We start from the raw sequence: 16,651 nt of genomic DNA on the forward strand, positions 1-16,651 counted from the left end.
CTCACCGCGCCGCGACGGCGAGCGCATGCGCATACGCCGCCCGCCACACGCGGTCGAATCCGGCACGGTCGCTCACGCCCTGACGGCAGGCGACGGCGGCATCCTCCAACGCCTCCGCCAGGGTGTCGAGGCGGCGCTGTCGGGCACGCTCGTCGGCCGTGTCGTCGCCAAGCCCCGATCTGCTCGACGAGAGAGTGATCGTGCGGCTCCTGATGCCGCGGGAACGACGGGAGAGGAGGATGCCGACGGGCAGGAGCACGACGGCGAGCGCGATCGCGGCGAGCAGGGGAGGCGCACCGACGGCGCACAGGGCCACCCACGCGACGACGCTGCCGCCGAAGGACAGCGGCGCGTACAGCCGGTTCGCCTCGGCCAGCCGGCGCTCGGCATCCGAGGAGTCGGGCGGATAGATGGCCAGCACGCAGGCGACGGTGCCGTAGTGGCTCACGCTCCGCGACAGGTGCCCCCACCGCGGGGCGCGAACGAGCGCGGCGGGCACCGCGGCGGTTACGGGTGCGGTGGTGAAACGGGGACGGTGGATGAGGGACATGCCACCCACACTCCTCCGCGCGCGACCGCGAGGCGCGGATCCAGACAGAACCCGAACGGCTCCCGCCCGTTTCCATGCGGAACGGCAACGATCCCCCTCCTCATCGGTCCTACCGGCCCCGATCCGACGCTCACTCACCACACGGACACCGAGCACCTCCGCGCCGGTCGCCGGTCACGGCCCCGGCGAAGGCGTCGGAGAGCGGATGCCGTGAGCATCCCGCATGCGTCGCCCTGGACGCCGTAGGGGAACCGTGAGGATCGCGGCGGCGACCCTCGCACAGGAGTTTGATCGACTCTCGTGCTCGACATCATCTACATCGCGCTGACTCTCGCGCTGTTCGCCCTCGTCTCCCTCGTGGCCAAGGGGGTGGAACGACTGTGATCTTCTTCGAGATCGCCGCCGCGGCTCTCGCCGTGGCCGCCGTCGTCTACCTCGTGGTCGCCCTCGTCGCCCCGGAGAAGTTCTGATGGGCGGGGAGATCTGGTTCGGCGTCGCACAGGCGGTCGCCGTGATCGTGGTGCTCGTGCTGCTGTACCGTCCGCTGGGCGACTACATGGCGCACGTGTTCAGCACCCCCAAGGATCTGCGCGTCGAGCGCGGCATCTACCGCCTGATCGGCGTCGACTCCTCGTCGGAGCAGACGTGGCGGGCCTACCTGCGGGGCGTCCTCGCCTTCTCGGTCGTCGGACTCCTCCTCGTCTACGGCCTGCAGCGGCTCCAGGCATTCCTCCCCGAATCGCTCGGCCTTCCGGCCGTGCCGGAGGGACTCGCGTTCAACACCGCGGCATCCTTCGTCGCCAACACGAACTGGCAGTCGTACTCGCCCGAGACCACGATGGGCTACACCGTGCAGCTCGCCGGTCTCGCCGTGCAGAACTTCGTGTCGGCCGCGGTCGGCATCGCCGTCGCCGTCGCACTCGTGCGCGGATTCGCCCGCCGCGGCTCCACGACGATCGGCAACTTCTGGGTCGACCTCATCCGCGGGCTCGGACGCATCCTGCTCCCGATCGCGCTGATCGGCGCCGTGGCACTGATCGCCGGAGGCGTCATCCAGAACTACGCCGGCTTCACCGACGTCACCACGGTGTCCGGGGGCGCGCAGACGATCCCCGGAGGCCCCGTCGCCTCGCAGGAGGCCATCAAGCTCCTCGGCACGAACGGCGGCGGCTTCTTCAACGCGAACTCCGCCCACCCCTTCGAGAACCCCACAGGGTGGACGAACCTGCTGGAGATCCTGCTCATCCTCGCGATCCCGTTCGCACTCCCCCGCACGTTCGGACGCCTGGTCGGCGACGACCGGCAGGGGTACGCGATCGCCGCGGTCATGGGCACGATCTTCCTCGTCTCCACCTTCGCGCTCTCGGCACTGGAGCTGGCCGGTCGCGGCAGCGCCCCGGAGCTCGCCGGAGCGGCGATGGAGGGCAAGGAGCAGCGCTTCGGCATCCTGGGCTCCGCCCTGTTCGGCAGCGCGTCGACCCTCACCTCGACCGGGGCCGTGAACTCGATGCACGACTCCTACACGGCGCTCGGCGGCATGATGCCGATGCTCAACATGATGCTCGGCGAGGTCGCCCCCGGCGGCGTCGGCTCTGGACTGTACGGGATGCTCGTGCTCGCGATCATCGCCGTGTTCGTCGGCGGACTGCTCGTCGGGCGCACGCCGGAGTACCTCGGCAAGCGCATCGGCCCGAGGGAGATCAAGCTCGCCAGCCTGTACATCCTGGTCACCCCGACCCTGGTGCTCGCCGGCACCGCGCTGAGCTTCGCGATCCCCGCCGTCAGGGCGGACGTCGAGGCCACGAGCATCTGGAACCCCGGGGTGCACGGCATGAGCGAGGTGCTCTACGCCTTCACCTCCGCCGCCAACAACAACGGCTCGGCGTTCGCGGGGCTCACCGCGAACACCCCGTGGTTCAACACGGCGCTGGGCATCGCGATGCTGCTCGGCCGGTTCCTCCCGATCGTGCTCGTGCTGGCGCTGGCCGGCTCGCTCGCCGCTCAGCAGCACGTGCCGGAGACCTCCGGCACCCTGCCCACCCACCGGCCGCAGTTCGTCGGCCTCCTCATCGCCGTGGCGGTCATCGTCACCGCGCTCACCTACTTCCCGGTGCTCACCCTGGGCCCGCTCGCCGAAGGACTCGTCTGACATGACGCTCATCACCACACCCGCAGAACACACGGATGCCGCGGCATCCGCTCCCGCCCCGAAGCCGCGCTCGTTCAGCTGGGGCCAGCTCGTCGAGGCGCTGCCCGGCGCCCTGCGCAAGCTCAACCCCGCCTCTCTCGTGCGCAACCCCGTCATGCTGCTGGTCTGGGCCGGCGCCGCGTTCACGACCGTGCTCGCGATCGCCGAGCCGTTCCTGGGCGGCCCTGCCGAGTCCGGCGGCACGGCGGTGCCCCCGATCTTCACGTGGGGCATTGCGATCTGGCTGTGGTTCACGGTGCTGTTCGCGAACGTCGCCGAATCGGTCGCCGAGGGGCGCGGCAAGGCCCAGGCGGCCAGCCTGCGCAAGACCCGCACGAGCACCATGGCCCGTCGCGTCGCGCGCTACGATCAGACGACGGATGCCGCGGCCGAGCGCTCCGAGATCGTCGAGGTGTCGTCGGCCGAGCTGCAGCGCGACGATGTCGTGATCGTCACGGCGGGTGAACTGATCCCCGGCGACGGAGACATCGTCGCGGGCATCGCGACCGTCGACGAGTCGGCGATCACGGGCGAGAGCGCCCCGGTGATCCGCGAATCGGGCGGCGACCGCAGCGCCGTGACGGGCGGCACGCGGGTGCTGTCCGACCGGATCGTCGTCCGCATCACCTCGAAGCCCGGCGAGACCTTCGTCGACCGCATGATCGCGCTCGTCGAGGGTGCGAGCCGTCAGCGCACGCCCAACGAGATCGCGCTGAACATCCTGCTCGCGAGCCTGTCGATCGTGTTCGTCGTCGTCGTGCTCGCGCTCAACCCGATCGCGTCGTACGCGGCGTCTCCCGTCAGCATCCCGGTGCTGATCGCCCTGCTCGTCTGCCTCATCCCGACCACCATCGGCGCCCTGCTCTCCGCGATCGGCATCGCGGGCATGGACCGCCTCGTGCAGCGCAACGTGCTGGCGATGTCCGGTCGGGCCGTCGAGGCCGCGGGCGACGTGACGACGCTGCTGCTCGACAAGACCGGCACCATCACGTACGGCAACCGCCGTGCGCACGAGGTCCTGCCGCTGCCGGGCGTCGACGCCGATGAGCTGCTGCGGGTCGCCGCGCTGTCATCGCTCGCCGACCCCACCCCGGAGGGCGCGTCGATCGTCGAGCTGGCGACGGCGCGGGGCATCCGCGTCGACGAGCCCTCGGACGCCGTGGTCGTGCCGTTCACGGCGCAGACCCGCATGTCGGGGCTCGACCTCGTCGACGGCACGCAGATCCGCAAGGGCGCAGGCTCCGCTGTCGCCGCGTGGCTGGGCGGGACGGCGGATGCCGAGCTCACCCGCCTCGTCGACGGCGTCGCGCAGAGCGGCGGGACCCCGCTCGTCGTCGCCGTGACCGCAGCCGACGGCGACGCCCGGATCCTCGGCGTCGTGCACCTCAAGGACATCGTCAAGGAGGGGCTCCGCGAGCGCTTCGACGAGCTGCGCAGCATGGGCATCCGCACCGTGATGATCACGGGCGACAACCCGCTCACGGCGGCGGCCATCGCGAAGGAGGCCGGTGTCGACGACTTCCTCGCCGAGGCCACTCCCGAGCAGAAGCTCGAGCTGATCCGCCGAGAGCAGGAGGGCGGACGCCTCGTCGCGATGACCGGCGACGGCACGAACGACGCCCCCGCGCTCGCTCAGGCCGACGTGGGCGTCGCGATGAACACCGGCACCTCGGCCGCGAAGGAGGCCGGCAACATGGTCGACCTCGACTCCGACCCGACCAAGCTCATCGACATCGTCCGCATCGGCAAGCAGCTGCTCATCACGCGCGGCGCGCTCACGACGTTCTCGCTCGCGAACGACATCGCGAAGTACTTCGCGATCATCCCCGCGATGTTCATGGGCGTGTTCCCCGGTCTCGCTGCGCTCAACGTGATGCAGCTGCACTCACCGGCATCCGCCGTGACCAGCGCGATCATCTTCAACGCCATCGTGATCGTCTTCCTCATCCCGCTCGCCCTCCGCGGCGTCGCCTACCGGCCGGCGAGCGCATCGCAGATCCTGCAGCGCAACCTGCTGATCTACGGCCTCGGCGGCGTCATCGCGCCGTTCATCGGCATCAAGCTCATCGACCTCGTCGTCAGCCTCATCCCGGGCTTCTGAAAGGCGCACACCATGTCCTCCACCCGCACCGCCCTGCGCACCACCGGCGTCGCCGTCCGTGCCATGCTCGTCCTCACCCTCCTCCTCGGCGTCGGCTACACACTCCTCGTCACCGGCATCGGCCAGCTGCTGCTGCCCTGGCAGGCGAACGGCTCCGCGCTCCCCGGCGACAAGGGCAGCGCCCTGATCGGGCAGTCCTTCACGGATGCCGACGGCGACGCCCTGCCGCAGTACTTCCAGTCCCGCCCGTCGGCCGCCGGCGACGGCTACGACGCGGGCGCGTCCAGCGGCAGCAACCTGGGACCGGAGAACCCCGACCTCGTCGCCGCGATCCAGGAGCGCAAGACGGCCATCGCCGAGCGCGAGGGCGTGGACCCGGCGCAGGTGCCGGCCGACGCCGTGACGGCATCCGCCTCCGGTCTCGACCCGCACATCAGCGTCGCCTACGCCCTGCTGCAGGCGCCCCGCGTCGCCGAGGCGCGCGGACTCTCGGAGCAGGAGGTCACGGACCTCGTGGAGTCTAGGATTCAAGGGCGGGATCTGGGATTCCTCGGCGAGGAGCGCATCAACGTCGCCGAGCTCAACCTCGCACTCGACGAGCGGGAGAGCGAATGACGCCAGAGCGGACGGACCGCGAGCGGATGCCCCGCCGCGGTCGTCTTCGCGTGCTGCTCGGCGCCGCGCCAGGAGTCGGCAAGACCTTCGAGATGCTCGCCGAGGGGCGGCGCCTGCTGCAGGAGGGCCGCGACGTCGTGATCGCGGTCGTCGAGACCCATGGCAGGGCGGCCACCCTGGCGCAGACGATCGGCCTCCCCGAGATCCCCCGGCGCACGGCGGTGCACCGCGGCGTCGAGCTCACCGAGCTCGACCTGGAGGCGGTGCTCGAGAGGTCGCCCGAGATCGCCCTCGTCGACGAGCTCGCCCACACGAACATCCCCGGCTCCGCTCATCCGAAGCGCTGGCAGGACGTGGATGCGCTGCTCGACGCCGGCATCGACGTCATCACCACCGTCAACGTGCAGCACATCGAGTCGCTCAACGCTGTCGTCGAGAAGATCACGGGCATCGCCCAGCAGGAGACGCTGCCGGATGCCGTGGTCCGCGGCGCCGACGAGATCGAGGTCGTCGACCTCGCGCCGCAGTCGCTGCGGGACCGGCTCTCCGCGGGCCTCGTCTACCCCGCCGAGCGGATCGACGCAGCCCTGTCAAACTACTTCCGCCTCGGCAACCTCACGGCGCTGCGCGAGCTCGCGCTGCTGTGGCTGGCCGACGAGGTCGACAGCGCCCTGCGCACCTACCGCGCCGAACAGGGCATCGAGGGCACCTGGCAGGCCCGCGAGCGCGTCGTCGTCGCGCTCACCGGCGGCCCCGAGGGCGAGACCCTGCTGCGCCGCGGCGCCCGCATCGCCGCACGATCGGCCGGAGGCGAGCTGCTCGCCGTGCACGTCACCGCCCAGGACGGACTCCGCGACGAGACCCCCGGAGCCCTCGCCGCCCAGCGGTCGCTCGTCGAGTCGCTCGGCGGCAGCTTCCACCAGATCATCGGCGACGACATCCCCGGCACGCTCGTCGAGTTCGCGCAGGGGGCTGACGCCACGCAGCTGGTCATCGGCGTCAGCCGGCGAAGCCGCCTCACCGCCGCCCTCACGGGACCGGGCATCGGCTCGGAGATCATCCGCCGCTCCGGCGACATCGACGTGCACATCGTGACCCACGCCGCCGCCGGCGGACGGGTCGTGCTGCCCCGACTCAAGGGCGGAGCGCTCGGCTGGCGCCGAGAAGCCCTGGGCTTCGCCACCGCCCTCGTCTTCGGCCCGCTGCTCTCCTGGGTGATGTTCACCTTCCGCAGCCCGGAGTCGATCACCGCCGAGGTCCTCGCCTATCAGCTGCTCGTGGTCGTCGTCTCGCTCGTCGGCGGACTGCGTCCGGCGGTGTTCGCCGCCGTGCTCTCCGGCATCACGCTGGACTTCCTCTTCGTCGCCCCGCTGTTCACCATCACGATCGCCCACCCGCTGCACGTCCTCGCGCTCAGCCTGTACGTCGTCATCGCGATCCTGGTCAGCCTCATCGTCGACCAGGCCGCCCGCCGAGCCCGCACGGCCCAGCGCGCCGCCGCCGAGGCCGAGCTGCTGGCCGCGGTCGCCGGCAACGTGCTCCGCGGAGACAACGCCGTGCTCGCCCTGGTCAGCCGCACGCGCGAGGCGTTCGGGTTGAGCGGCGTGCGGCTGCTGTCGCCGGAGGGCGAGCTGCTGGCCAGCGACGGCGAACCCGTGGCCGACGGCCGGGCGACGACCGTACCCGTCGGACTGACCGTCACCGGGGCGCCTCGGGCCCTCCTGGAACTCAACGGCGCTCCGCTCGACGGCCCGGAGCGGCGACTGCTCGACGCCATCGTCGCGCAGCTGTCGGCGGCGATGGAGCACACCGACCTGCGCGCGACCGCCCGCGAGGCCGAGGCGCTCGTCGAGACCGATCAGGTGCGCAGCGCCCTGCTCTCCGCGGTCAGCCACGACCTGCGCCGTCCGCTCGCCTCGGCGGTCGCGGCGATCGGCGGGCTCCGCGGGGCGCACGAGCTGTCGGCATCCGACCGCGACGAGCTGCTCGCCACGGCCGACGAGAGCCTCGCCACGCTGTCGACTCTCGTGACCGATCTGCTCGACGTGAGCCGCGTGCAGGCGGGGGTGCTCGCCGTGTCGGCCACGAGGATGGATGCCGCCGGCACCGTCCTCGCCGCGGTCGACGAGCTGGGCCTGGGGCCGGCGGACGTCGAGCTCGCCCTCGACCCCGACCTCCCCGCGCTGTACGCCGACCCCGTGCTGCTCCAGCGCGTGATCGTGAACGTGCTCGCGAACGCCCGCCGCCACTCGCCCGACGACACCAGGGTGATCATCTCCACCAGCGCCCTCGGCGACCGCGCGGAGATCAGGGTCATCGACCGCGGAGACGGCGTGCCCGCCGCGCGCCGCGACCGCATGTTCCAGCCCTTCCAGCGCTTCGGCGACACGGACAACACGACCGGCCTCGGCCTCGGCCTCGCCCTGTCGCGCGGGTTCACCGAGGGCATGGGCGGTAGCCTGACACCCGAGGACACCCCTGGAGGGGGACTCACGATGGTCATCTCCCTGCCGCTGGCCGCAGGACTCCCCGAGCCGGAGACGGAATGAAGCTTCTCATCGCCGACGACGACCCGCAGATGGTGCGGGCGCTGCGGATCACCCTCGCCGCCCACGGATACGAGGTCGTCGTCGCCCCCGACGGCGCCGCGGCCATCGCCGCCGCCGCCCAGACCCACCCCGACCTCATCATGCTCGACCTCGGGATGCCGCGGCTCGACGGCATCGAGGTGATCCAGGCGCTGCGCGGCTGGACGAACGTGCCGATCATCGTCGTCTCCGGCCGCACCGGCTCCGCCGACAAGGTCGAGGCGCTCGACGCCGGAGCCGACGACTTCGTCACGAAGCCGTTCCAGGTCGACGAGCTGCTCGCCCGGCTGCGGGCGCTCTCCCGCCGCAGCGTGCCCGCGGGCGGCGAGTCGACCGTCGGCTTCGGCGATGTCGTCGTCGATCTGGCCACCAAGACGGTCACGCGCGCCGGTGCGCGGGTGCACCTGACCCCGACGGAGTGGCGGATGCTGGAGCACCTGTCACGGCATCCCGGCGCCCTGGTCACGCGGCAGGACCTGCTGAAGGAGATCTGGGGCAGCGAGCAGGTCTCCGACTCCGGGTACCTGCGGCTCTACATGTCACAGCTGCGCAAGAAGCTCGAGGCCTCCCCCGGCGCGCCGGAGCACCTGCTCACCGAGTCCGGGATGGGCTACCGGCTCGTGCTTTGAGGAGGCTCTTCCTCTGAGGCGGCTCTTCCTCTGAGGCCGTTTCTCGCCCGAAGCCGCTCCCCGTCGAGGCCCCTCCTCGTGCGCCCGAGACCCGGAAAATCGACCGAGATCCGGATGCTGCGGCCGACGGCATCCGCATCTCGAGCGATCCGCCGGATACCAGGCGCGACCTGCGGCCGGTCGAGCGGCCCAAAAGATTGGCGGGTCGAGCGGTCCAAAAGATGCCGGGCCGCGGGGCCGCGTCTCCCCCTGCGCCCGAGATCCGGAGAATCGCCCGACATCCGGATGCTGCGGCCGACGGCATCCGCATCTCGAGCCATCCACCGGACACCGGGCGCGACCTACGGCCGGTCGAGCGGTCCAAAACATGCCGGGCCGCGGGGGGCAACGCCGCGTCCCCCCTGCACCCGAGATCCGGAAAATCGACCGACATCCGGATGCTCGGGCCGACGGCATCCGCATCTCGAGCCATCCACCGGACACCGGGCGCGACCTACGGCCGGTCGCGCGGTCCAAAACATGCCGGGCCGCGGGGGGCAACGCCGCGTCCCCCCTGCACCCGAGATCCGGAAAATCGACCGACATACGGATGCTGCGGCCGACGGCATCCGCATCTCGGGCCATCCGCCGGATCCCGGGCGGACCCGGGGCACCGGGCACCGGGGCACCGGGGCACCGGACAGAGCGTCCGGGCGGGGAGAACCTACGCCTCGGATGCCGGCGCCGCAGCGGGAGCCCAGTGGAAGCGTTCGATGACACCGGAGAGCCCGGGAACGCGATACAGGGCGAGCAGCAGCAGGTAGCCGAGCATCCCGCCAGCGACGTTGGAGAGCAGGTCGTTGACGTCGGCGATGTGCCCTCCGGCGAAGTACTTCTGCGCAGCCAGCTGGATCAGCTCGATGCCGAGGCTCGTGCCGACCACCGCCAGGAGCACCTTCCCCCACGTCGGCTTCGCGAGCAGCAGCGGGACGAGCATCCCGAGCGGCACGAACACCGCCACGTTGATCAGCGCGTCCTCGATCTCGTAGTCGGCGAAGGGGATGAGCGCGAGTCCGGGGGTCCAGTCATCCGGGCCGATGATGGGGTTCACGAAGATCGGGAAGACCGTGTTCCCGACGATGCCGGCGGCGTACACGGCCAGGGCTGCGGCCACCAGCGCCCGAGGAACGGAGAGCAGCCGCTTCGCCACGAGGCGCCACAGCAGCAGCCCGAAGATCACGATGCCGAGGGGGATGACCACCGGCAGCACCGGAACCTGAACTTGCTCATAGACGCCTTGCACGATCGTCAACGCTAGCTGACTTCGTATGTGAGGTTTCCGAAGGCGCTACGCCATCGCGGCGTCGATGAGGACCTCGGCTGCTCCGCGCGCCTGCACGGCGACCTGCGGATCGGCGGAGATCGCCGCGGTGCTCTGGGCGCCCTCGGCGAGGATCGAGAGCTGCGCGGCGAGGGATGCCGGGGCGCCCGCCTCGACGACGAGGTCCGCCATGTACGCCTGGAACGAGGCCTTGTGCTCGCGGACGATCGTCGCGACCTCGGGGTTGGTGCCGCCGAGCTCGCCGAACGCGTTGATGAAGGCGCAGCCGCGGAAGTCGACGGTGCAGAACCAGTCCTCCAGGTAGCCGTAGACCGCGAGCAGCCGGGCACGCGGATCCGTGCCGGCATCCGCCACCGCCGCCGCCAGCGACGACTCCCATTCGCGGTGCTTGCGCTGCAGCACCGCGGCGACGATGTCGTTCTTCGCGGGGAACAGGGCGTACAGCCGCCGCAGCGACACGCCGGCGGCAGCGCGGAGCTCGTCCATGCCGACCGCCGCGTAGCCCTTGCGGTAGTAGAGCTCCTCGGCAGCGGAGAGGATGCGCTCGCGGGCGTCGTCTTCGGTCATGCCACCAGTGTACTTGACATGAGAACGATCGTTCTCTAGATTGGAGCACATCGAACGAGAACGATCGTTCTCACCGAATCGAAAGGACACGATCATGGGCTACATCACCGTCGGACAAGAGAACAGCACCCCGATCGAGCTGTACTACGAAGACCAGGGAGCAGGCCAGCCGGTCGTGCTGATCCACGGCTACCCGCTCGACGGCCACAGCTGGGAGCGCCAGACCCGCGAGCTCCTCGCCCAGGGCTACCGGGTGATCACCTACGACCGCCGCGGCTTCGGCCAGTCCTCGAAGGTGAACTCCGGCTACGACTACGACACCTTCGCCGCCGACCTCAACACGGTCCTCGAGACCCTCGACCTGCGCGACGTCGTGCTCGTCGGCTTCTCGATGGGCACCGGAGAACTCGCCCGCTACGTGGCGCGCTACGGCCACGACCGCGTCGCGAAGCTCGCCTTCCTCGCCTCGCTCGAGCCCTTCCTTGTGCAGCGCGACGACAACCCCGAGGGCGTCCCGCAGGAGGTCTTCGACGGCATCGAAGCCGCCGCCAAGGGCGACCGCTTCGCGTGGTTCACCGACTTCTACAAGAACTTCTACAACCTCGACGAGAACCTCGGGTCGCGCATCAGCGAGCAGGCCGTCACCGGCAGCTGGAACGTCGCCGTCGGCAGCGCCCCTGTCGCCGCCTACGCCGTGGTCCCGGCGTGGATCGAGGACTTCCGCGGAGATGTCGACGCCGTGCGCGCGGCCGGGAAGCCCACGCTGATCCTGCACGGCACGAAGGACAATATCCTCCCCATCGACGCGACCGCCCGTCGCTTCCACGAGGCCGTGCCCGCGGCCGACTACGTCGAGGTCGAGGGCGCCCCGCACGGGCTGCTCTGGACCCACGCCGACGAGGTCAACGCCGCCCTGAAGGACTTCCTCGCGAAGTGATCGGATGCCGCGGCGGCTCAGTCGCGGCATCCTTCCGCTCCGGTCGCGAACCTGGTCCCATTCTGCGCAGAATGACGACCAGGTTCGCGACCGGAGCCGAAAGAACGACCGGAGCGGAAAGAACGACCGGAGCCGAAAGAACGACCGGAGCCGAAAGAACGGCGGAGGACGACGGAGCCCCGGAATGCTCAGCCGCGCATCGCGACGCCGCGGCGCCAGTAGCCCATGAAGGCCACCTGCCCGCGGTCGACGCCGAGGTCCTTCACGAGGTGTCGGCGCAGCGTGGTGACGACGCCGCTCTCGCCCGCGATCCAGAAGTAGCGGTCGGCCGGAGCATCCGCCGCGGCGATCTCCTCGCCGAGGCCGGAGTAGTCGGGGGTCTCCCACAGGAGGTCCTCGCCGTCGATGTCCTGCACCTCGAGGGCCGACGGGGCGTCACCCAGATGGGCGAGCACCGCGGGCATGAGCGCCGATCCGTGCAGCTCGCCCTCGGCCCGGGGCAGCCAGGTGACCTCGACGCCCGAGGGCGCATCGATCGAGAGGATGTCGGATGCCGTCGGCACCTCGATGAACGCGGTGCCGCGGAGCTCGCGCGGGGCGTCCTCCAGGATGCGGGCGATCGCCGGCGCCGCGGTCTCGTCTCCGGCCAGCAGCACCGACCTCGCGGTGCCCGGCGCGAACTCCGCGCCGCCGTGCACGCTCGCGGGGATGCCGCGACGCGGCCCGACGATGAACACCGGCTGGCCGACCTCGGCGGAGCTCGCCCACGTCGACGCGGGGCCGGTGAGGCCGGGTTCGAGATGCAGCACGAAGTCGACGACCACCTCGGTGCCGGCATCCGTCACCCTCAGCTCGCGCACGGAGTAGGTGCGCATCGATCCGCGCTCCTCCTCCGGCACGGCGAGGTAGGAGCCCCACCAGTCGTCGGAGTCGCGGTCGATCGCCGGGATCGCATGCGGCGCGGGCGGGAAGATGATCTTGATCCGCGCGTCGAAGACGTCGCCGGGCGTGCCGAACTCGTCGAGATCCTCGCCGCCGAAGGTGATCCGCACGAAGTTCGGCGACACCCGGTCGACCGCGCGCACCTCGGTCAGGGCGAGCGCGTAGGTCGGACGGGCCTTGGTCTCTGCAGCGGTGGTGGTCTCAGCGGACATGATGCCTCCCGATGGGTGTGACGAGCGGTGTCCCCGACACCGGGTCGATGGTGACGTGATTGGCGAGCCCGAAGACCTCGCGGACCAGCTCGGCGGTGACGACCTCGTGCGGGGTGCCGACGGCGTGCACCCGGCCATCCTTCATGGCGACGAGCTCGTCGGCGTAGCGGGCGGCGAGGTTGAGGTCATGCAGCACCATCACGATCGTGGTGCCGCGCGAGACGCTGAGGTCGGTGAGCAGATCGAGCACCTCGACCTGATGGGCGACGTCGAGGAAGGTGGTCGGCTCGTCGAGCAGCAGGATGTCGGTCTCCTGCGCGAGCGCCATCGCGATCCACACGCGCTGGCGCTGCCCGCCGGAGAGCTCGTCGACGCTGCGGTCGGCGAGCTCGGTCGTTCCGGTCGCGGCGAGCGCGTCGGCCACCACCTCGTAGTCGTGCGCGGTCCAGCGCGACAGCATCCTCTGGTGCGGATGCCGGCCGCGTCCGACGAGGTCGGCCACGGCGATCCCCTCCGGAGCGACGGGCGACTGCGGCAGCAGCCCGAGGACCCGCGCGACCTCCTTGGTCGGCCGCGCGTGCAGGGACGTGCCGTCGAGCACGATCTGCCCAGACGTCGGCGAGAGCAGGCGCGCCAGCGCGCGCAGCAGCGTCGACTTGCCGCATCCGTTCGCCCCGACGATCGTGGTGATCCTGCCGGGGGCGATCTGCAGATCGAGCCCGTCGATGATGGTGCGGTCTCCGTAGGCGAGGGTCACGGCCTCGGCCGACAGGGTGTGCGCCTCGGTCACAGGGAGCCTCCCGAGCGGTTGGTGCGGATGAGCAGGTAGATCAGGTACGGAGCGCCGAGCACGCCGGTGATGACGCCGACCGGGTAGCGCTCCCCGAAGGCGAACTGGCCGATCAGGTCGCCGCCGAGCACCAGCACGGCGCCGACGAACGCGCTCGGCAGGAGCAGGTTCGCGCCGGGCCCGGTGAGGCGGGCGGCGATGGGACCCGCCATGAACGCCACGAAGGCGATCGGCCCGGTGGCCGCGGTGGCGAAGGCGAGCAGCGCGACCGCGCCGAGGATGAACAGCAGACGGGTGGGGGTCACGCGCACGCCGAGCCCCGCGGCCGAGTCGTCGCCCAGCTGCATCGCGCCCATGGCCCTGCCCTGCAGGAGCATGAGCGGCAGGATCACCGCGGAGGCGATCGCGAGAGGGATGACGCGCTCCCAGGAGGCGTTGTTCAGGCTGCCCGTGAGCCACTGCATCGCCGTCTGGATGTCCCACTGCGCCGCCCGCGACAGCAGATACGAGATCACGCTCTGCAGCATGGCCGCGACGCCGATCCCGATGAGGATCAGCCGGGTGCCCGCGAAGCCGCCCTTGATCGACAGCAGGTAGATCGCCCCGGCGGTGAGCAGCGCCCCGCCGAGCGCGAGGAGCGAGACCGCCGGCCCGCTCAGCGAGAGCACCACGATGCCGATGACCGCAGCGGCTCCCGCACCGTCGGCGATGCCGATGATGTCGGGGGAGGCGAGCGGGTTGCGCAGAAGGGTCTGGAAGCAGACCCCGGCGATGCCGAACGCGAAACCGGCGAGCACCGCGAGCACCGAGCGCGGCAGCCGCAGCTCGCCGACCGTGAAGGAGGCGCCGGGGACCGTCTGCCCGAGGATGACGCGCACGACCTCGCTCGGACCGTAGAAGGTGTTGCCCACCATGAGCGCGACGGCCAGCAGCGCGAACACCAGGACGCCCAGCGCGATCGTCGTGCGCGCGTGCCTGCGGTGGCGGGAGCGGCGCCCCGCGATCACGGCGGCGGCACGGTCGCTCGCGGCGAGCACCGCGGTCTCGGTGGCGGTCACAGTTCACGCACCTTCTGGCGGCGGACGATCCAGATGAAGAAGGGGGCGCCGATGACGGCGGTGATGATGCCGACCTGGATCTCCTCGGACGAGGGGGCGATCACGCGACCGATGACATCGCTCGCGAGCAGGAGCGCCGAGCCGGTGAGAGCCGAGAACGGCAGGAGCCAGCGGTGGTCGGTGCCGATGAGCATCCGGCAGGCGTGGGGCACGATGAGGCCGACGAAACCGATCGGACCCGCGATCGCCGTCGCCGCGCCCGCGAGGATCACCGCACCGAGCGCCGAGACGAGCCGCGTGCGGAACACGTGCTCGCCGAGACCGGCGGCCATGTCGTCGCCGAGGGCGAGGGAGTTCATGCCCCGCGCGCTGGCGATGCAGATCAGCGCGCCCGCCGCGAGCACGGGCGCGGTGATCGCGATGCGCGGCCATTCGGCGCCGCCGACGCCGCCGACCTGCCAGGACTGGAACGCCGGGAGCAGATCGACGCGGGGCAGCATGATCGCGCTGATGAGCGAGGCGAACGCCGCCGAGGTGGCGGCGCCCGCGAGAGCGAGCTTGAGCGGCGTCGCTCCGCCGCGCCCGAGGGAGCCGACCGTGTAGACGAAGGCGGCGGCCGCCGCCGCGCCGACGATGGCGAGCGCCATCTGCCCGTACGGTTCGGTGAGACCGAAGAACGCGAGGCCCACGACCACCGCGAGAGCGGCGCCGTTGGTGACGCCGAGGATGCCGGGGTCGGCGACCGGGTTGCGGGTCACGGCCTGCATCGCGGCGCCCGAGAGAGCGAGGGCGGCGCCGACGAGGATCGCCAGCACGGTGCGCGGGACGCGCTTGACGATGGCGGCCTGCGAGATCGTCTCATCGTGCCCGGAGAGGGCGGCGAGGATGTCGGACAGGCTGACCTCGCGCACCCCGAAGGACACGGAGAGGATGCCGAGCACGACGATGAGTGCGACGCCGGCGAGGAGCCAGGCGGTGCGCACCACGACCGGGCGCCGCAGGTCTGCGGCGCCCGGTCTCCCGCTGGTCGCGGTGGTGATGGTGGAGCTCACGATGAGGTCGTTCCGCTGGCGCGGACCCGATGTCAGCTCGCGGCGAGCGGCTTCGCCAGCACGGCGAGGTAGTCGTCGAGGCCCCACGGGATCGACAGCGGCGACGGGTTGGCGGATGCCGCGAGCGGCGTCGCGTCGCCGAGCACGGCGATGCGCCCCTCGGCGATGGCGGGGATCTTCGACAGCAGCGGGTCGGCCTGGAGCACGGGGATGATCGACTCGTCGCCGTAGACGACGAAGACGTCGACGTCCTGGAACTTCTCCGCCTCCTCCGAGCTCACCGTCTGGTAGAACTCGGTGCTGTCGGCGCTCTCCTCGACGATCGAGGGGTACGGCAGTCCGAGGTTGTCGTGCAGGTAGCCGGGGCGCGTGTCGATGGCGTTGTAGAAGCCGATCTGGCTGAGGTCGGACGCGTCGATGTAGGAGAACAGCAGCTTCTTGTCCTTGAGCACGCTGTGCGCCTCGAGCGCGGCATCCGCCTCGGCCTTCAGATCGCCGATCAGCTTCTCGCCCGACGTGGAGAGGCCGATGGCCTTCGCGTCCAGACGGATCATGTCGTCGATCGAGGTGCCCCACGCGACGTCAGGGTAGGCGACGACGGGCGCGATCTTGGAGAGCGTGTCGTACTGCTCCTGCGTCAGACCGGAGTAGGCGGCGAGGATCACGTCGGGCTTGGTGTCGGCGACGGCCTCGTAGTCGATGCCGTCGGTCTCGTCGAACAGCACGGGGGTGTCGGCGCCGAGCTCGTCGAGCTTGTCCTCGACCCAGGGCAGCACGCCGTCGCCGTCATCGTCGCCCCAGGTCACCTTGGCCATGCCGACGGGCACGATGCCGAGGGCGAGCGGGACCTCCTGGTTGGACCAGGCGACCGTGGCGACCCGCTCGGGCTGCTTCTCGATCGTGGTCTCGCCGTAGGCGTGGGCGATGGTCACGGGGAACGTGCCGTCGGCGACGACCCCCGAGGAGTCGGCGGAAGACGTGGGCGCGCCTCCGGAAGAGGAGGACCCCGCGCAGGCGGTGAGGCTCAGGGCGAGCGCGGCGGCTGCGCCGAGGGCGAGGAGACGGGAGGTGCGCACAGGCGTTCCCTTCGGTTCGGGTGAG

15 protein-coding genes are annotated in these 16,651 nt (G+C 71.0%); 7 read left to right on the forward strand and 8 right to left on the reverse strand.

Translation table 11 applies throughout. The features are described from left to right. Position 1 precedes the first annotated feature (1 nt). Entirely contained in the window at positions 2–550 is a 549-nt protein-coding gene (locus tag ACFVRO_RS02295; protein WP_386948796.1) for a DUF6611 family protein, read from the reverse strand. Between the two features lie 380 nt (positions 551–930). Here ACFVRO_RS02295 and ACFVRO_RS02300 point away from each other — a divergent pair, with 380 nt between their 5' ends. From ACFVRO_RS02300 to ACFVRO_RS02325, 6 genes are read left to right on the forward strand one after another with little or no spacing between them, the layout of a single operon-like run. Further along, positions 931–1,020, forward strand: a complete 90-nt coding sequence (locus ACFVRO_RS02300) for a potassium-transporting ATPase subunit F (protein ID WP_105673176.1) — start codon at positions 931–933, stop codon at positions 1,018–1,020. After that, the gene (kdpA, locus tag ACFVRO_RS02305) at positions 1,020–2,699 is read left to right on the forward strand and encodes a potassium-transporting ATPase subunit KdpA (RefSeq protein WP_386948799.1); all 1,680 of its coding nucleotides are present in this window, start codon (positions 1,020–1,022) and stop codon (positions 2,697–2,699) included. The genes ACFVRO_RS02300 and kdpA overlap by 1 nt, the downstream gene beginning before the upstream one ends. A gap of 1 nt (position 2,700) precedes the next feature. After that, the gene (gene kdpB, locus ACFVRO_RS02310; RefSeq protein WP_386948802.1) at positions 2,701–4,839 is read left to right on the forward strand and encodes a potassium-transporting ATPase subunit KdpB; all 2,139 of its coding nucleotides are present in this window, start codon (positions 2,701–2,703) and stop codon (positions 4,837–4,839) included. Positions 4,840–4,851: 12 nt separating this feature from the next. Then, positions 4,852–5,454, forward strand: a complete 603-nt coding sequence (kdpC, locus tag ACFVRO_RS02315) for a K(+)-transporting ATPase subunit C (protein WP_386948804.1) — start codon at positions 4,852–4,854, stop codon at positions 5,452–5,454. 26 nt (positions 5,455–5,480) lie between these two features. Then, positions 5,481–8,003: an ATP-binding protein gene (locus ACFVRO_RS02320; RefSeq protein ID WP_386951580.1), complete on the forward strand. Its 2,523-nt coding sequence runs from the start codon at positions 5,481–5,483 to the stop codon at positions 8,001–8,003. Continuing rightward, positions 8,000–8,671 (forward strand): response regulator, encoded by a 672-nt coding sequence (locus ACFVRO_RS02325; RefSeq protein ID WP_105673172.1) that lies wholly within the window; start codon positions 8,000–8,002, stop codon positions 8,669–8,671. The genes ACFVRO_RS02320 and ACFVRO_RS02325 overlap by 4 nt, the downstream gene beginning before the upstream one ends. Positions 8,672–9,374: 703 nt before the next feature. Here the strand turns inward: ACFVRO_RS02325 and ACFVRO_RS02330 are convergent. Both ACFVRO_RS02330 and ACFVRO_RS02335 read right to left on the reverse strand, forming a co-directional pair. After that, positions 9,375–9,953 carry a VanZ family protein gene (locus tag ACFVRO_RS02330; RefSeq protein ID WP_386948806.1) on the reverse strand — a complete coding sequence of 193 codons (579 nt, stop codon included), beginning with the start codon at positions 9,951–9,953 and terminating at the stop codon, positions 9,375–9,377. A 45-nt stretch (positions 9,954–9,998) separates the two neighbouring features. After that, complete coding sequence (locus ACFVRO_RS02335) at positions 9,999–10,559, reverse strand: TetR/AcrR family transcriptional regulator (RefSeq protein ID WP_386948809.1); 561 nt, start codon at positions 10,557–10,559, stop codon at positions 9,999–10,001. 94 nt (positions 10,560–10,653) lie between these two features. On the opposite strand from ACFVRO_RS02335, the gene ACFVRO_RS02340 reads away from it, so the two are divergent. Continuing rightward, positions 10,654–11,496, forward strand: coding sequence for an alpha/beta fold hydrolase (locus ACFVRO_RS02340; RefSeq protein ID WP_223587271.1), 843 nt, complete (start codon positions 10,654–10,656; stop codon positions 11,494–11,496). Between the two features lie 188 nt (positions 11,497–11,684). Here the strand turns inward: ACFVRO_RS02340 and ACFVRO_RS02345 are convergent, their stop codons facing one another. Genes ACFVRO_RS02345 through ACFVRO_RS02365 form a run of 5 tightly spaced genes read right to left on the reverse strand, consistent with a single transcriptional unit; the run spans position 11,685 to position 16,626 of the window. Next, complete coding sequence (locus ACFVRO_RS02345) at positions 11,685–12,650, reverse strand: siderophore-interacting protein (protein ID WP_386948812.1); 966 nt, start codon at positions 12,648–12,650, stop codon at positions 11,685–11,687. After that, positions 12,640–13,440 (reverse strand): ABC transporter ATP-binding protein, encoded by an 801-nt coding sequence (locus tag ACFVRO_RS02350; RefSeq protein WP_105673168.1) that lies wholly within the window; start codon positions 13,438–13,440, stop codon positions 12,640–12,642. Before ACFVRO_RS02350 ends, ACFVRO_RS02345 begins: the two co-directional genes overlap by 11 nt. Beyond that, positions 13,437–14,498: a FecCD family ABC transporter permease gene (locus ACFVRO_RS02355; RefSeq protein WP_386948815.1), complete on the reverse strand. Its 1,062-nt coding sequence runs from the start codon at positions 14,496–14,498 to the stop codon at positions 13,437–13,439. The genes ACFVRO_RS02350 and ACFVRO_RS02355 overlap by 4 nt, the downstream gene beginning before the upstream one ends. Beyond that, positions 14,495–15,550, reverse strand: coding sequence for a FecCD family ABC transporter permease (locus tag ACFVRO_RS02360; RefSeq protein ID WP_386948818.1), 1,056 nt, complete (start codon positions 15,548–15,550; stop codon positions 14,495–14,497). Before ACFVRO_RS02360 ends, ACFVRO_RS02355 begins: the two co-directional genes overlap by 4 nt. Positions 15,551–15,582: 32 nt before the next feature. Beyond that, complete coding sequence (locus ACFVRO_RS02365) at positions 15,583–16,626, reverse strand: iron-siderophore ABC transporter substrate-binding protein (RefSeq protein ID WP_386948820.1); 1,044 nt, start codon at positions 16,624–16,626, stop codon at positions 15,583–15,585. Positions 16,627–16,651: the final 25 nt, after the last annotated feature.

Origin of the sequence: Microbacterium sp. NPDC057944, assembly GCF_042887445.1 — a bacterium.
In the GTDB taxonomy this organism is placed as follows: domain Bacteria; phylum Actinomycetota; class Actinomycetes; order Actinomycetales; family Microbacteriaceae; genus Microbacterium; species Microbacterium natoriense.

Bases quoted from the DNA above. Each gene is read 5' to 3' on its own strand.
- ACFVRO_RS02295 (WP_386948796.1), bottom strand. From the start codon at position 550: ATGTCCCTCATCCACCGTCCCCGTTTCACCACCGCACCCGTAACCGCC.
- kdpA (WP_386948799.1), top strand. From the start codon at position 1,020: ATGGGCGGGGAGATCTGGTTCGGCGTCGCACAGGCGGTCGCCGTGATC.
- kdpB (WP_386948802.1), top strand. From the start codon at position 2,701: ATGACGCTCATCACCACACCCGCAGAACACACGGATGCCGCGGCATCC.
- kdpC (WP_386948804.1), top strand. From the start codon at position 4,852: ATGTCCTCCACCCGCACCGCCCTGCGCACCACCGGCGTCGCCGTCCGT.
- ACFVRO_RS02320 (WP_386951580.1), top strand. From the start codon at position 5,481: ATGCCCCGCCGCGGTCGTCTTCGCGTGCTGCTCGGCGCCGCGCCAGGA.
- ACFVRO_RS02325 (WP_105673172.1), top strand. From the start codon at position 8,000: ATGAAGCTTCTCATCGCCGACGACGACCCGCAGATGGTGCGGGCGCTG.
- ACFVRO_RS02335 (WP_386948809.1), bottom strand. From the start codon at position 10,559: ATGACCGAAGACGACGCCCGCGAGCGCATCCTCTCCGCTGCCGAGGAG.
- ACFVRO_RS02340 (WP_223587271.1), top strand. From the start codon at position 10,654: ATGGGCTACATCACCGTCGGACAAGAGAACAGCACCCCGATCGAGCTG.
- ACFVRO_RS02345 (WP_386948812.1), bottom strand. From the start codon at position 12,650: ATGTCCGCTGAGACCACCACCGCTGCAGAGACCAAGGCCCGTCCGACC.